This window comes from Sphingobacterium endophyticum (assembly GCF_009733535.1).
Taxonomy (GTDB): Bacteria; Bacteroidota; Bacteroidia; order Sphingobacteriales; family Sphingobacteriaceae; genus Sphingobacterium; species Sphingobacterium endophyticum.
Map to the genome: position 1 here is coordinate 15,015 of NZ_SMMI01000009.1, position 16,653 is coordinate 31,667.

At 35.7% G+C, this 16,653-nt stretch carries 12 protein-coding genes; 7 read left to right on the forward strand and 5 right to left on the reverse strand.

The genetic code is table 11. The features are described from left to right. The first annotated feature begins 1,095 nt into the window (after positions 1 to 1,095). Both E0Y80_RS12280 and E0Y80_RS12285 read left to right on the forward strand, forming a co-directional pair. Positions 1,096 to 1,983 carry a hypothetical protein gene (locus E0Y80_RS12280; RefSeq protein ID WP_156307971.1) on the forward strand — a complete coding sequence of 296 codons (888 nt, stop codon included), beginning with the start codon at positions 1,096 to 1,098 and terminating at the stop codon, positions 1,981 to 1,983. 716 nt (positions 1,984 to 2,699) lie between these two features. Beyond that, complete coding sequence (locus tag E0Y80_RS12285; protein WP_156307972.1) at positions 2,700 to 3,308, forward strand: outer membrane beta-barrel protein; 609 nt, start codon at positions 2,700 to 2,702, stop codon at positions 3,306 to 3,308. Positions 3,309 to 3,770: 462 nt separating this feature from the next. On the opposite strand, the gene E0Y80_RS12290 is transcribed toward E0Y80_RS12285, so the two are convergent. Continuing rightward, entirely contained in the window at positions 3,771 to 4,760 is a 990-nt protein-coding gene (locus E0Y80_RS12290; protein WP_156307973.1) for a dimethylarginine dimethylaminohydrolase family protein, read from the reverse strand. A 366-nt stretch (positions 4,761 to 5,126) separates the two neighbouring features. Beyond that, positions 5,127 to 5,525 (reverse strand): helix-turn-helix domain-containing protein, encoded by a 399-nt coding sequence (locus tag E0Y80_RS12295; protein ID WP_156307974.1) that lies wholly within the window; start codon positions 5,523 to 5,525, stop codon positions 5,127 to 5,129. 1,347 nt (positions 5,526 to 6,872) lie between these two features. On the opposite strand from E0Y80_RS12295, the gene E0Y80_RS12300 reads away from it, so the two are divergent. The 4 genes from E0Y80_RS12300 (at position 6,873) to E0Y80_RS12315 (ending at position 11,811) form a co-directional block, all read left to right on the forward strand. Further along, positions 6,873 to 8,084, forward strand: coding sequence for a hypothetical protein (locus E0Y80_RS12300; RefSeq protein ID WP_156307975.1), 1,212 nt, complete (start codon positions 6,873 to 6,875; stop codon positions 8,082 to 8,084). A 5-nt stretch (positions 8,085 to 8,089) separates the two neighbouring features. After that, positions 8,090 to 9,175, forward strand: coding sequence for a hypothetical protein (locus E0Y80_RS12305; protein ID WP_156307976.1), 1,086 nt, complete (start codon positions 8,090 to 8,092; stop codon positions 9,173 to 9,175). A 9-nt stretch (positions 9,176 to 9,184) separates the two neighbouring features. Next, positions 9,185 to 11,014, forward strand: coding sequence for a metallophosphoesterase (locus tag E0Y80_RS12310; RefSeq protein WP_156307977.1), 1,830 nt, complete (start codon positions 9,185 to 9,187; stop codon positions 11,012 to 11,014). 83 nt (positions 11,015 to 11,097) lie between these two features. After that, positions 11,098 to 11,811: a hypothetical protein gene (locus E0Y80_RS12315; protein WP_156307978.1), complete on the forward strand. Its 714-nt coding sequence runs from the start codon at positions 11,098 to 11,100 to the stop codon at positions 11,809 to 11,811. A gap of 593 nt (positions 11,812 to 12,404) precedes the next feature. Here E0Y80_RS12315 and E0Y80_RS12320 read toward each other — a convergent pair. The 3 genes from E0Y80_RS12320 to mnmE form a co-directional block, all read right to left on the reverse strand. Beyond that, positions 12,405 to 13,523: a tyrosine-type recombinase/integrase gene (locus E0Y80_RS12320; RefSeq protein WP_156307979.1), complete on the reverse strand. Its 1,119-nt coding sequence runs from the start codon at positions 13,521 to 13,523 to the stop codon at positions 12,405 to 12,407. Positions 13,524 to 13,529: 6 nt separating this feature from the next. Further along, the gene (locus tag E0Y80_RS21000; RefSeq protein WP_156307980.1) at positions 13,530 to 13,886 is read right to left on the reverse strand and encodes a helix-turn-helix domain-containing protein; all 357 of its coding nucleotides are present in this window, start codon (positions 13,884 to 13,886) and stop codon (positions 13,530 to 13,532) included. Between the two features lie 270 nt (positions 13,887 to 14,156). Beyond that, positions 14,157 to 15,533: a tRNA uridine-5-carboxymethylaminomethyl(34) synthesis GTPase MnmE gene (mnmE, locus tag E0Y80_RS12330; RefSeq protein WP_156307981.1), complete on the reverse strand. Its 1,377-nt coding sequence runs from the start codon at positions 15,531 to 15,533 to the stop codon at positions 14,157 to 14,159. Positions 15,534 to 15,755: 222 nt separating this feature from the next. On the opposite strand from mnmE, the gene E0Y80_RS12335 reads away from it, so the two are divergent. Beyond that, complete coding sequence (locus E0Y80_RS12335; RefSeq protein ID WP_156307982.1) at positions 15,756 to 16,646, forward strand: sugar phosphate isomerase/epimerase family protein; 891 nt, start codon at positions 15,756 to 15,758, stop codon at positions 16,644 to 16,646. Positions 16,647 to 16,653 lie beyond the last annotated feature (7 nt).

A 16,653-nucleotide genomic window follows, 5' to 3' on the forward strand; every position in this document is an offset into this window, starting at 1 on the left:
AATAAGCTATTTTTACCCAACATTTTCCTTAGAGGATTATGAACACTTGGTTAACGGCCCCTTTCTCTAGGGGCCTATTTTTTATTCCTTTACGTACCGCATTGGAAATTTTATCAGGTTATAACGACAGAATAATTTAGCCAGCTTAGAACGATAGCTTGATTTGGTGAAAATGTAAATCTCTTCCACTACAAAAGATTTATATTTTTACCGTAAATAATCGACTTAGATTTTTTCTATAAAAAACAGCTGCTGAAAGCTTAAGATTTATTGAATTCTATATTTAGAAGGTTAATCCAAAAAAATTATGCCGCATAATGTATTTAATGCACTTCATCCAATAGCAGAAATTCAATACTGGCTTCTAATTTCATTACAGAATGTCGCTTCCCCACACAGGGAGAGACTCGCGTCCGATGAGGTAAAGTCGATACCGGAAGGATGATTCCCAATTTATTTTTCCATCGATCTTTATGGGCTGAGAAATTTAGCTTCTAATATTTCCTAATCCATACAACCATTAGGTTAACATTTAGAAGGTTGCGATTTTTTATAGGGAAATAATGAAGTTCAGCCCCTTTTGTAGACAATTTGTAGATAGGAATAGGAGTTTTCTGTAGATTGTTATACCCTGTTTGAGACCGATGTTTTATTAACTTTACCGTTGAGCAAATGATTAAGGAAAGGGTGAATCAAAGGACATGATGCTCCACAAAAAGGTATGATCGTAATGCTCGATAGCAGACTTTCAATGCCTTCCAAAAATATCCCGTGTGAAAAATTGATTAAGCGTCAAAAAGCACCAACTGCGCCAGTGGGTACATCCAAGGGGAAGATAAATGCCGACGGGGACTTATTATGGGAAATTTAAACTCTGTCAAAAAATTGACTGGGCCTGATTGATTTAGGAAAGGACTGAACAGCAATCAAATTAAAAGACTGGATGCCGGATGAAAGGAAGTATTGGCTTAAATGCCATCATTTTCGGAATGGCCGGTGGTTCTTTTTATCGGTCTTGACCGACTGGGCAGGATGGTTTTGATAAATAGAAGATTAAGTACAGAAAACCAGGTATAAACATTCTAAATGGATAAAATGAACAGAACAATAATTTATTCGGCCACTACAGTGATAGCCCTTTTGAACGGCTGCAGCTTTCAGCAATCGGTGGAAAAGGACCTGATAACCGGTGCTTTTTCAAGGGGTGAGGGCATCAGTTGCGAGGAAGTACATATTGATACAGGTGGGCGAACAGGGAAGGAGCTTGCTTTTGTTTACGGGGAAAAAGTAAATATCTTATTTGAGAACGTGCGGGGATTTACAGAACAGAACGGTAAGGTCTTTCCGGGATTATCCATACATGTCGTTGAAAATGGCCAGGATACACTGCTGGCCTATCCAGACCTGTTTGAGGCTATTGGCGAGGGAACGGATCTGTCCCCGCTTCAGATGCAGGCCAATTTCACGGCTGTCCTGCCTTATGGGAACAAAAAGGACTATAAGGCCTACATCAAGATCTGGGACAAAAAGGGAACGGGAACATTTTCCTATGAAATGCCCTTTACGGTAATGGAGAGCAAACTGCTTGATGTCCGTTCAAGTGGACTCGAGTATGGGGCAGTGTATTTATGGAACTTAACCCGTAATGAGGTCGTGCTGGACAGTGTCTTCAGCCAAAAGGACTCATTGATTCTGATTATCGAGGGAACTGAGGGCTTCAGGGAAGTAGGGGATAAGGTCTACCCGGAACTATCCGTAGCATTGAGTGACAGAGCCGGTAGGGCTTTACTTTCCAATCCCAACTTACTTGGTCATGTTCAACTGAAAGGAATCCCTTCTGATGATATTGCCCGGGAAGATCTCTTTGTTAAGCTCGGGTTCACCGAAGGCCACATCGATAACCCCTGTAGACTCAAGGTGGTGCTGGCCGATAGTAATTCCGAAAAAAAAATTGAGGTTTCCGGGGAGCTGTACATTCAGTAATTTGGCCTGTCGAGCATAAGAGCATATCGATATTTAAATTTTACCAAAATAAAATGGGTATGGGAGGGGAAGAGTGGAATGGATTTGAAAGTATGGATTCTACCACTAGATGTCCTTTGAAATGATGGTTAATTAGAAAATACCTGATTTATAGACCGGGTTATAAAAAACGTTTTTTAACGCATTGCCACCTGTCCATTAACATTGCAGCGGAATCCAAAAGAATTGAATGTTCCGTTAGCATTGACCGAATCCCACTTGAAAGAGAGTTAACGGAGGGTTAAGGACTTTCGGCCGATAATTAAATAATGAACACTGATGCCATAGAAATAAGAATGAAATGAATAGGGGTTTTGAATTTGAGAGGAATCTTTTCCGATAACCCAATTGGATTACTGGGAAAATTGCATCTAGTAGGCGCATTAAACATCCCATTCTATCAAGAAAGTAGGGTCATTATGCGTTAAAATAGTTAAGTTAAGGTCCAGCTAGGTCCCATTGAAAGGACGAAGATCGCCGAAATCCAAACTTTTTATATAGCACTTTATTTCCCTTTTATTCTTTGTTTATTCGTGAACCTATATATGCAAAAAATGATCTGGATCATATTAAAAAACAGATCAATTCCTTATTTTTGTATTAAACAAAAATATAGATACCTTCTGGCGTGTTTGGATGGTAACAGACCAACAATTTAACCATATTCCAATACATTTATGAAAAGAATAATTTCGGGAATTTTCCTAACGGTGGCAACGGTAACGGTTAGCCATGCACAGAGCAATTTCGGAATGAGGGGCGGACTCAACCTATCTAGCGAATATATGCGACTGGACAATCAGTCAGCGACGACCAAACTCGCCCCAATGTATCATTTGACCGTATACTATGATGTCCTGGTCTCCCCCGGATTTTCCGTTCAGCCCGGACTTTCCCTTGAGGCCAAGGGAGGGAAATCGGAAATAGGCGGAGAAAGCCTTACAGACCGCCTTCTATATCTTCAGGTTCCCGTGAATTTTCTTGGAAGGGCTCGAACCAGATCCGGCGATTTTTTCTTCGGTGGAGGACCCTTTCTTGCCTACGGTATCGATGCACGTGTTACATCCGGCCGCAATGCGATCCATTTGGAATGGGGTAGCGGCCCTGAACAGCTCAGACCTTTCGATTTTGGATTAGGTGTACTTCTGGGATATCGGATGGACAACGGGCTGGTCTTCCATATGGGAAGCAATGCAGGATTCATCAACATGTCGAACCAGGATGGCGCAAAGTATCTAAATAGGACCACCTCGGTAGGCATAGGCTATGAATTCCGGTTACGATAGCCAAAACGCAACGGGACACATGTTAACAGCATGGCTTACATTAACTGACTATTATTGGATAGACTAAAAAATCGATTGGTATGCTTGATGTCCATTGGCTACTTTTGGGTTATCAATGATTCCTCCACAGGCTCTTTGAACCCAATAAGTGGTCGAAGGGTCCTGTTGGGTATTGGGTCATATCGGAGATGATTTCACCTCTTACCAGCCTTATGCCTGAGTGGACCTTTTACACCTCATATTCTTTATATTTCCGAAATTCCCGTTCTGTCGAATAATTCCCAGCATACCATTTAATAATTCCCAGCATACCTTTTAATTTGTCACTATGTTCACAGCCTACAATCCTTCGGGATTTAAAAGCTCCACGACTTCCTGACAATTTTTCGAAAGTATGTGATCCCTGTTTCTGTCGAGCGGTGGGAAAAATATCAGATATGACTTTTTCTCGGCAGTCCGGCTTTAAATCTGATCGCAACGCAACAATGCCTGGGTGCTGCAGCGGAATGAACCTCCAAAGCTCCTGCTGACCTTAAAATCCACATAGGATACCTCCACGCCATGCTTTTCGAGCTGTTTGCCAATATGTTTAAAGGCAGGGTCAGTTATGTATACATCCTGCGATAGGGGTAGCCCATTAGTCGCAAGATTGGCAGCTTCCTCTAGGGTTACATGGATTGCCGACCAGCCCTTTAGTATTTCTGGTATCCCATCCGGTAGAGCTTCCTCACAGACCAGCATGAGATTGGGTCTTACCAAACCCAGTGCGCAATCCAAGTGAAGGATCTTGGGATGCAAACGAACCTGCTCTACGGTATAGCCCAATGGAGAAATCAATTTTGATAGCCATTGGAAACCGCGGTCGTTGGATGCCAATCCAGAGTTGCCTACAAGAACATGTGAATCGAGCACCAGCACATCACCGCCTTCTATAAAGGGACCTTTTCCCAGCGTAGGGTCACCCGGATCTGCAACCTGTGGAAAAGGAGCGGCCACATAGATACAGTCCGAGCCCTCTGCCGCTGCCCAGAGCAAATCACGGAGTGGCCATATTTCGTGCCTTCTGTGCAGAAATCGCATTGCACCTTCCACCATTATGTTCCCAATTACAAAAAACGGATCCCTAGCGAAAAAATTTGCATATCCGTTCCTAGGATCAAACCCTTTCTCTGCATCGGTTAACCTGCGGACCACCAGCACCTCAACTCCATGGCTTTCGAGCATTTGCTTGAAGTTTTTCCTTTCGGCTTCCCATTGGAGCTGAATTTTTGGATGAGCTTCAGAGTGATCCCTTCCACGGTTAAGATTAGAATCTTCGATTGCAGAATCGTCCAAAAAACAGAGATCTGCCGCCCTTACTTCCAAAGGGTATCCATATTCGGAAGCAGCCAAAACAACTTTTTTTAAGGTGGAGAATTCGTTCTGAACAAAAATATTCTTATCCGTGATCATGATCTTTCGATTATATATGGGTTATTAGCCATGTTTAAAAGGAAACAATTTACGGTTTTTTCCCAACACCTATTCATATTTTAGTCGGCCTTCTAAAAAATGTTTAGGCTTTAATTAAAGCACAATTTGTTTCTAACCTTTATCCTTTGAGAGTCAAATCCTAAAAGCATAAAAAAAGCCGACATCCCTATAGAGCTCGCCAAGGGATGTAAGGAATTCATTGCAAATTTCATTGGATTGGCGTATATGTTCCGGACCGTTAACAGCTCCTTTGGGGAATCAGAAAGCTATAGTACAAAAACTCTGACCATGAATTCCGTATTCGTGAAAGCTATCGTTTAGAATAAACCAGAATTTTTGCAATGTTCAGATTCCAAGTGACCTATTCCTGACCATCTTGACAAATGTACTTGGGGGGACCCCCAACCTATCCCTAATTGCTGAAGCAAATTTTCCGTAGGTTGAGAACCCAGATATGTAGGCAAGATAGGTGAGTTTGATAGGTTCCTCTTCAGTATATTCGAGCAGAAAGTTTTCAAGAAATGAAAGTCGAAGGGAGTTCAGGAAGATCGGAAAGGAACAGCCCCTTGTCCTATTTACTACATAGGAGGTGAATTTTCTGTTATATCCCACCTCCCTTGATAGCTTATCGATGGAACAGTTATGGTCCAGGTAAGAACGGTTTTCTATCCATGCTTGGATCCGCCTTTCTATTATTTCCTGAGTAGATGGGCTGATATAAATTAAATTTGACTCTTCTTTCATGATCCTTCCTGTGAATGTGCCATCTCCAAACTTTCAATAGTTAGTGATGCGAAATATTATTTAAGCAGCAGCTTCCGGCTAAAAAACATGATTGCCTCGGACGATAGCTGTCAAAAATGCAGAAGCATTAATTAAAGCGTAAAGTTCGGAAAAAAATCACAACCAGTGATCTCCGTTTATATGGCAGTAAAGTATATGATTGGGCAAAAATAGTCATAGAATGGGAAGATCAACTAATTGTTTGGCATTTTTTTGATAAAGGGGTACTTCCTCCATGGTGTCTTCATCTGGAGATCTTTCCATAAATATTCTGCAGATGAAAAAGCCCGTGAATGTGTATTTAGCGCATGCTTTGGAAGATCTTCTGTCCACCTATTGCTGCTGAGGTTTACTTTTGATTGATTTCTGTTTCAGGGGACTTACGCTTTTTTCTGCTAAAAGGACTGATAATCATCAAAAAATCCCCATGGTGATTGCGCCGAAACATTTTGACCATATAATCCGAACTGATTTGGCATCAATTTATCAGGAATTATATTTTTTCCTAAAAGACTATCCTCTACTTGCAAGATCTTATTTTTTACCTTTTCCCCAATTGTTAAAATTTTATCTCAGAGGGAAATCGAAATCGCTGCTGATCGGTTTGCAAAGAATAAAAAACCAAAATTTTATTAGAATTCCTAAGCGTGTTATAAAATAATATCGATATTTCAAGAAGCCGTATCGAAACAATTAATTTAGATACGGTTTCTTTTTTTAATGCCATCTTCTTACTTGAGTATTTCCTTGATTTCATCCTTTCTTGTTCTAAAGAACAGGCAAAAACAACCTTTTGAGACTGCTTTTGTCCTTAAGTTTTTGCAATTGGTGATATTTCTTATTCATTTTCCAGTTTTTATCCAGAGCATCTGGAGATCGTCCAACACTACTTATCAAGATTCCATATCCTATTTAGTTTAAATTTATTTTTCTTTCATAGAGTATTTCAGCAGAAGAGAAAAAATCCAAGAAACCAATATAAAGAAAAGAACCAGTTAAGATTTAAAGGCATAAGGGATTAAAAAGTAGGGCTATGCCCAACTTCCGCTTGCTCAAATGACTCTTTAATTTTTACTCTATTGACATTTAGCAAATAATAAAGAAACATGCTTTTATCAATCAATGGAAAACAATAAAATTGTTAGTATACGGAACATATTTGTTATATGAAATTTATGATTTGGAATGGCTGATTTTTCTTATATTAGCAAAGAAGAGTTTAATGAAATACACTCCGAGATCATTTGATTAAATATACCAGTTAGTCCTAAATAAAACCTATTTCAGAATGGCTATAATAAATTATAAATGAATAACATAGTTCCAATTATTGATAGTAAAAAAACCTTTACACCATTATTTTTTTATTCAGATTTTCTAGACAAACTTGTGAAGTTCTACAGAGAGAATAGAAATGAAGAAATAGTTTTCAGGTTATTCGAAAAAGGAGACGATGAAATTTTTAATTCTTCTTATAGAATTGATCCTATTTCAATTCCATTATTACTAAGTATAATTGAACAATTGAGTAAGTATCATAGAGCGCCTCTTAAATTATTACTTAACAACAATCACGCTACTTTAGATGCACTTGAGTTTTTATATAGAGCAAATTTTTTTAAGACTATTTCAGAAGTTAAGAAAGAAACAAAGATTCTTCAATATGATCCGAATTATCTAGGAGCTTTTAAAGGTTGTACAATTAGGAAAGAACATATTGTGAGGTCTTATAGAAAAGAAGATTTTCCTAACATCGATTTTGATCAAGAGGATGAGATTTATCTACGGGATCAAGTAAATTCTGTAACATCGTATCATGTCCAAAATCATTTCCAAGAATTGCTTTTTGATAATGAAAAAACTTCAAGAAATCATAATACTTATATTGATATTTTATCTGAGCTAATAACAAATGGTGTTATACACTCTAAATCAACAACTTACGCAATGATGTTCGTTGATAAATATCACACTAAATTTTCAATTTCAGATAATGGCATAGGACTAAGAAATTCTTTAAGTTTAAAGACATCCTTTCCATTCTATTATGAAAAGAATGAAATTAAAAGCACTATAAATTTAAATTTGGGAGCTACTGACAAACATTTTGTAGACAATCTCATTGATATTTTTGAAATATTATATTTTTCTTCTTTGAAAGAGAGAAGAGGCTTATTTGATCTTATGATTAATGTGGTGATTAAAAGTAATGGATATTTTCGATTACATAATGATAACTGTCAAATAATAATTTCTAATAGAATTTTCAAGTATATGGCTTCTTTAAATGAGATGAGGGAAAGTATATTGATGCTTCATAATTTAAATGAGCTAGGCAAATTAGAATTTGAAGATTTTAAAAGTCGACTTTTAGAAAAGAAAGCTATTATTAAAAATGAGTTTATCAAAATTATTAAGTCAACCTTAAAGTATTATTCAGGTGAGACAAAATTCTCTTCTATAAGATTTTACAATGTAAAATTTAAAGGAGTTCATGTTGAAGTTGAAATTCCAAATTAATGATTATGATAATATCAAGACTAAACACAGACAACTTCTATTATTATAATCTTCATAGTGAGGAAGTATTAACGTCAAATTTTATTGAGGATATTAATCAAGGAATTTTTTGTGATAGACTTCAATCAATTACAATTGATAGAGTGTCTAAAGATATAAAAAAAGAAAATTCAGGTTTGAAAAATGTAGCTCTAGATTTCAAACATATCGAAAATATACAACCCAATGTAAACACTTATTTTACAGATTTAAAAAAGGATGGTTATAATTTGGTACTATTAAATGTATCAGAAGAATTGATAAAGAGTATGGGATTTAATTTGATTGAAAACATAAACAATTCTTCGAAAGATTTAATTTTTTATGATAAAGGAACGTTATTGCCTAGAAATAAACCTGGATACTATAAGTTTTATTTTTTCGAAAGCTCATCAAATGACTTTTTTCCTTTCAGCTTTAACATTAGTGATGAATTTAACAAAGTCTTTAAAGGAAAACTTGCAAATTATAAGGAAAACAATCACGAACCACATACATCATCATTTGTATATGTAGAGACTTACATTAATATAAAAAAATTTATCTCCTATGAAAAGGAATTCTGTATTTACTCTATTTATAAACTAGCTTTAAAAATATTAAAAGAATGGCGTCTTAATGGTCCAATTCCCTTCTATAAGGAAGGTGAAATAAATGAGCTATTGCCTCCAATACTTGTATGTCAAAGTTTAAGTAGTTCCTACATAGCAGGGATTTTGTCTAATCTTTTGAAGCTTGACATTCTAATTTTAGATAAAATTGGTCCAATTAATCGGATATATAATTCATTGAATAAAAATATAATAGAAAACAGAAATTATATAGTAGTTTCTGATTTAGTTTGTCTGGGTACAGAAGTGAAAATTGTGAAAAATATCATCGAATTCTTAGGCGGTAATTATTTAGGTAACGTTTCGTTGATTAAAACAGAGACCCTTAAGAAGAAGGACATAATTAAAAAGGACGCAACAATAGCTGTATTCTCAATAGATAAAACAAATAATCGAGAATTAGGATATTATATTACCACAGATTTAATGGATAAAGAATAATTTATTAGAATGAATAATATAATAATACATATTTCGGATCTGCATTTTTCTGATCAAACTAATCTTTTTGGAAAACCTAATAAGGACAGTTACTTAACCAGTAACGTTGAAAACGAAAATCAAAATATAGAGTTCATAAATTTGTTCTTAGATAAAGTTAAAAAAGTTGAATGTAAAAACAAATATATCGTTATCACAGGAGATATTACCAATATAGCTGAACAAAATGAATTTGAAGAAGCTGAGAAAATAATATCATATATTGTATCTGAATTAAAGATTGACAAAAAAAATATACTTCTTATTCCTGGCGATCATGATGTGCATAGAGATACTATTAAACATGAATTAAGAAACGACAAAAGTGCAAGTAGTGAACTAATTAATAGGTCTAAGTTAAAAAATTTTACAACTTTTTATAAAAAAATTAAAGATGAGGAGTTTAAACCGGAAGTTCTAATTTTTGATGAAATAGCAATTGATAGTATAGTGCTGTTAGGTGTAAACTCAAATTATAAAGTTGATCAAAATGGCGGACATGGCTTTTTGGATACTGTAAAATTTGAGCGTGAATTAAAATCGAAGAAAGAGAAATATCCGGATAAAGAATTAATACTGTGTCTTCATCATAACCTAGAGGGAGAACATGAAGATACAAATTTCGGACAATGGAATGCTGAAAACAAAAAAAATCTGGTCACATTATTTGAACGTAATAACATAAAATGTATTTTGAATGGAAATGAACATACGCCTAATTCAAAATTATTAGCAAATAGAGAAGAAATTGTTATTAGTGATTGTGGTTCGTTAAGCTCTAGGACTTCTATTGATGCTTCTTTCAAAATTTATCATATTATTGATGAAGAGAAGGATTTGAAACTCAAGAACACGATTTATGGTCTTAGGAAAATTAACGGAAAGAATGAAACAAACTATGGAAATTGGGTAAGCGTTGCCTATGAAGACATTAGAGAACTTGAGAGAGAATTTTTTGTTTTGAAAAAGTCTAATGATTTTGTAAGTGCTAAAGAAGATAGTTTACCTGAAATCGAAAGTCAATCAGTTGATTTAGGCAATAAGTCAAATTCCATTGAACAATCTTCATCTGGAATAATAACTGCTAAATACGAAAATACTAATATTCAAAATAAGCTCTACAAAATCATCAAAGAGAAAAAGTTATTTCATCAAGGTCATTTTCATTGGAGTGAAACATCAAGGGCACATAATTGGATCGATACAGCACGGTTACTTGAGAATAAAGAGGATCTCTATTTTATCAAAAATTCAATTATCGATGTACTTGAAACTATGGAATTAATCAAGGGAACGGATATTATTATTGGATTAGGATATGAAGGAAACATTATTTCAAGTAATGCATCAATTAAGTATCCCATTCCATATACATACCTTCCATATACTTATCGTTGGGATGATCATAATAACTTTGAGAAAGAACTTAACTATGACAATACTGACGGAAATTACAAAAAAGTAATTCTAATTACTGATGTTGTCAATGATGGAAGAACAATTAGAAAACTTGTTGGAAAAGGTAATCGACATAAAACATTTTTTGATAACGTTGAAAAAATAATTGTTGTTTCACTTTTTTACACAGGAGATAAGCAATTGAATTCAGATATTCTTAATTATCGTAATTTGACAGAAAAAGAGAAAAAAGGAGATGAAGACGTGAATAATCTAGAATTTTATACAATTCAGCAACTAAAAATAGAGAAATGTCCTTATGGTGATAATTATAAAGAAGAATGCTTCATTTTGAAGGATAATCTTCACTGCGTCCATAAGTTCTATACAGACAGACTATAAGGTATTCAATAATCCATAACTAATCAGTTGATCAATTGAAGACACCTAAAATATCAAGATATTATTAAATAATTATAAATATAATGGATGTAGAACTTCAAGAAAAGTCTGACTGGTCGAAAATCAGAACAACCCTTAATCAGAGTTACAATTATGATCGAGAATGGGAAAAGGCTATTAATTTGTTTAATAAAAGGGTTCTACGCAAATTTTTCGCCCCAATACAGCTTATTATTGATCAAAAGATTTTAAAAGGGGAAGGTTTTACCATTGTAACCGTACAGTGTGCTTTGATAGAAATGTTTGCAGCCTTTAGAGTAGGTGAAATTTTTAACCATAGAAAAAATAGTGCTTCGCCATTGTACGAATATAAAGATAGCCAAAACCTATTTACAAACTTTTTGCACTCAACTTCTATCTTTAAAGACCATTTTTGGCAATTAGGGCAAAATTCTAAGATCGAATTGGATAAACCTTTTATTGCTAGCGAATTTTATAAAAATGTAAGATGTGGATTGATGCATGAGGCGAGAACTAAAAGAAATTGGCACATTACGGCTGCACCTTTGTCAGTAAAAACAAAAATTGATACTGAGTTTCTTAAAACAGAAAGTGGAAAAATAAAGATATACAGAACTGTTCTGCATTATAGGCTTTTGGATTATCTAAAACAGTATTCAGATAATCTCCGAGAGGATACAAAAAATGGAAAGTTATTAAGGAAATATTTTGCTAGAAAACTGGATCATTTATTTGATTTCAATCCTGATCAGAATTTTGATTGGTGGATAGTTTAGGTTGGAAAAATAAAAAGCCTGCCAATAACAAAAAAAAACAGGTTTCGGGAACTTGACTGATACCTGTTTTTTTTATCTGATCGTTCTTATACAAATTTTTAAACTACTGTTTTAACTGGTGCCTTTAGAAAAACACTGTGATGAAAAACTTGAAAATGAAGATGTTAAATTAATTAATATTATCCCACTAGGATCGCTAAAATTCATTTCAAAAATACTTTTGGCATATTTCATTTAATATATAACTAAACAGTCTAACTATTATTTACTAAATTTGGTTTAATGCATTGCAGCTAAATTGTACTTCAAACCAGTGAGTGATTCGGTGAGTTTGAAAAAAGAAGGTTTGTAAACTACTGAAAAAGAGATAAATACCCCATAGGTGTTATTCCCCTACGTTCTTTCTTTATTATTTGTCATTGTTACTTTTCGGTGATCGGTTTTTTACATCTCTTGAAACTACTCGCTTTTGACGTCTATAATTCTAAATTATCGTGTATCTTATTAAAAATCAACCGCATAAAATCTCGGATCAAAGAGCTATCTACTTGGTACAATATACTGGGAAATAGGACAATTTATATCATCTTAGTTTAAATAGTGATTTTATTGGCTGCCTCTACTTTTTTCGCATTGATGATCCTTCCATAGATTTCGGTAGTTTTCACCTGTCGGTGCCCCAGCATTTTTGATACCGTATAGATATCTATACCCATTGTTAATAAAAGTGTCGCATAGCTGTGTCGGAAACAGTGAAAGGTGATTTTTTTTTGAATGCCGGCATCTCTTACCCACCGATCAATAATAATGTTGGTATAGGAAGAATATTTTAGACCTGAAAACACCCGACTATGATTTTCCTGACGGATACCCAGCAGTTCAAAGGCCTGCGTGGAAATGGGCAAAGTTTCCTGACCTTTCGTCTTTTTCTGCGTAAAGCGGATGTAATAGCCAATTTCTGCGGAATGCAGGAGGTTTCCCCAGTGAAGGTCGTGAATATCCGACCAGCGCAGCCCCGTCAACGCACTGAAGAGTCCTGCTATTTTAAGAACAGGATTCTCACAAGGTGTCTGTCTGAGTAATTTTAACTCATCTAAACTGAGAAATTCACGAAACGGATTTTCTGAAACTGGAGATTTTATCCTTCTTGTATAATTCTTAGCTAACAGATTATCCTCATATGCCGTTCTGACTGCAGCTTTAAACTTATTAAAATAAGAATGTTTTGTATTAGAACTTAATTTCTTTGTTCCGTTATGAATGCTTTTCGTTTCAATAAGAAACTGTTTGAAATGTTCGCAGAATTTTTCGTTGACATCTTTAAAACGTATACTGCCCCCGCTGAACTTCTCCAGATATTTATAGGTGCTGAGCCAATTGTTATAGTTGCCATCCGAAGTCGCCCTCTTACGGCATTCCTGTTTAAAGAAATCTAGAAAACTATCATTTTGGGCAAAGAAAGAACCCTCTTCAAAAGCGCCGGTTAATAATTTAGTCTCTCTGTCAATGCGTCTTTTTTCGGCAGCTGCCATGACGATCTGATTTTTCTGTTTTTCAAAAGGGTCCCTGGTTCCTTTTTGAATGTAAAGCTTAAGGTTTTCCCTACGAACCATTTTTCCAGACCTTGAATCGACGATAGGAGGATAATATTCAAGATATAGACTGGTCAATCCATTCTTAAGTACCTTTCCTTTTAATTTTACACGTACCATGTTGCATTATTTAAAGAGTCTATCAATTTCTTGCTGGGTAATGATTACCCTCGAACCTATTTTAGTAACCTTAAGCCGATTATTTTTAATAAGCCTCCAGATTGTCGTTCTGCTCAATCCCAGCATATTACACGTTTCTGCTATCGAGTAGAAATTATTTGAAGCAGGTTCGGTAGTATAACTGGGAATGTTCATTTTGTTCATAGTTTGCTGATTTGAAGCATTCAGTTTCTTCTGTTTCTGTTCCTGCTTGTAAAAGCGGCTGTTACATCCCTTGCTGCAGAATCTTGTCACCGTCGTTTTGGCAATGAAGGGCACTCCGCAATGGTCGCAGAGGCGTGTTATCTCGATATTACTGGACATATTTTATAAATTTTTCGTGTAACATAGTGTTTATATATGTTTCTATATGTTTCATAATGTTTCTAATTGTTAAAAAATTTTGAAGAATTTATGAAACAAATCTGTACTTTTTTTGTACACTTTTTTTAAGAGTGTACAAAAAGTGTACAAAACTTATGAAATTACTGAGATTTAAAGATAGACAATAAAAATTTATAAACCGCATAAAACATTGATTTTATGCGGTTTATAAATTATTAGATGTTATGCTTTATCAGCATTTATCTAATTCTACTTCCCGACACAAAACTTACTAAAAATATTCTCCAGCAAATCATCCGTCGTAACTGTACCGGTGATTTCCCCCAAGTGATGCAATGCCTGCCGAATATCCATCGCAAGAAAATCCGATGTAATTGGATTATCGATTCCATACAACACCTTCTCCAAGGCCTCTTGCGTATTTTGCAGAGCCTCCACATGGCGAATATTAGTCACCATCACATCATCCGTATTAATATTCGAAAGATTTACCTGCCTCAAAAGCTCCTCCTTTAATTCTTCGATACCTATCTGTTGCTTTGCAGAGATATACAAAGGATTTAGAACCGCATATTCCTGTTTTTGGGAATCAGAAATAAGGTCGGATTTATTAATTATGGTAACAAAAGGAATATTCAGCTCTTTAACTTCAGCGATTTGTTCCTGCACAGCAGAAATCTCATCCTGAGTAGGGTCGAAGAGGTAGATAATCAACCTGGCCTGCTTCATTTTCTCACGGGTCCTTTCCACACCGATGGCCTCCACAACATCTTCCGTATGACGAATCCCGGCAGTATCAATAAAACGGAAAGTCACGCCATTGATATTGATCTCATCCTCAATGGTATCGCGAGTAGTTCCGGCAATATCCGAAACAATAGCGCGCTCCTCATTCAGTAAAGCATTGAGTAGGGTAGACTTACCCACATTTGGTTTACCCGCAATAACAACAGGAACTCCATTTTTCAACACATTTCCTTGCTCAAATGAACGGATCAGCTTCGCAATAACGGAATGAATCTGTTGAATCAAGCCTTTCAGCTGATCACGGTTTGCAAACTCAACATCCTCTTCGGCAAAGTCCAGCTCCAATTCAATTAAAGAAGCAAAGTGTACAAGATCCTCACGTAATTTTTTCAGCTGATTGGAGAATCCACCACGCATTTGCTGCATGGCAATTTGATGCGAAGCAGCTGAGTTCGAAGCGATCAAGTCGGCAACAGCCTCTGCCTGTGAAAGATCCATACCACCGTTCAAGAAAGCACGGAGTGTAAATTCTCCGGCACGTGCAGCACGAGCTCCTCTTTTGATCAATAGGGTGATTATTCGCTCAATAATATAGGCCGAATTATGCGTCGAAATCTCTACCGTATCCTCTTTGGTATAGGAGTTCGGTCCAACAAATAAAGTCACTAATACCTCATCGATAATGCTTTCGCCATCCCTGATTGTTCCAAAATGAACGGTATGGGAAGCCTGTTTAGTCAGATTTTTGCCTTTAAAAACCTCATTCACTAATGAGATCGCTTTAGAACCCGATAAACGAATAACCGCAATAGCTCCATTAGCCCCCGGAGAGGTAGCCAATGCAATAATAGTATCTTGTGAAATTAACCCTGTAGACATACCTGCAAAGATAGGAATACTATTTAGTAGATGGTATTTAGTATTAAGATTTTGGGTTTGTGTAAATTAAAATTAATATTGGATTGATAATCAATTTTTTATATATTAATCTTATAAACCTAAACGCCAAAGGGACATTTCTTATTTTGTTCAATCAATATGCATATCATCGCTAGATTGATTGAATTCAATTAATTCCTTTTGAGCATCTAAAATTAATTTATGAGAACAGTACAAAATTTATTTTCTCCATTCTTGCTCATGCTATGTGTTCTTATGGCATGTAACTCAAACTCTTCAAACAAACAAAAAAGTCAACAGGATACAACTCAAAGTCCTACTTCTGGTTCAGTAAATTGGGATCTTGCTATTCTCGCATATACTTTCAGGCAAGGGACTTTTTTTGAAGCAGTCGATAAAGCGAAAGATTTAGGCATAAATGAAATCGGAATATTTCCTGGTCAAGAGATTGGGGCGGGAATAAATGGAAAGATGAATATCGATATGGATTCAGCTACTCAGCAAAAAGTGAAGGAGCTATTGAAATCCAAGGATATGAAGCTTGCAGACATCGGAGTAATCAGTCCAACAATAGCACAGGATTGGGAAAAGCTGTTTCAATTTGCAAAATCAATGGAAATTCCCTTGATCGTTTCAGAGCCAGATCCCAAATTCTTGGATCAAATATCTACCCTTACCGAACAAAACCAGATTAAATTGGCTATTCACAACCATGCAGCACCATCGATGTATTGGAATCCGGATAGCTTGATGGCTGGATTAGAAGGGAAGAGTCAGATGATTGGAGTTTGTGCGGATGTTGGCCATTGGCTAAGGTCAAACCTGGATCCCTTGGCAAGTTTGAAAAAGGTAGAATCTAGGTTGATGGCCTTACATTTTAAAGATGTTTCAATGGAAAAACCAGAAGGATTGGATGTCGTTTGGGGCGATGGTAATATCCCTACGGAGGATTTACTCAAAGAATTAAAAGCCTCAAACTTTTCTGGAGTTCTATCAATTGAATATGAAGGTGATCTCGAGAAAAACTCTTCAGCACTAAAGCAGATCATGGAAATCTATAAAAATCAAGTACAACAAATCAATCAGGAATAAAAGCATT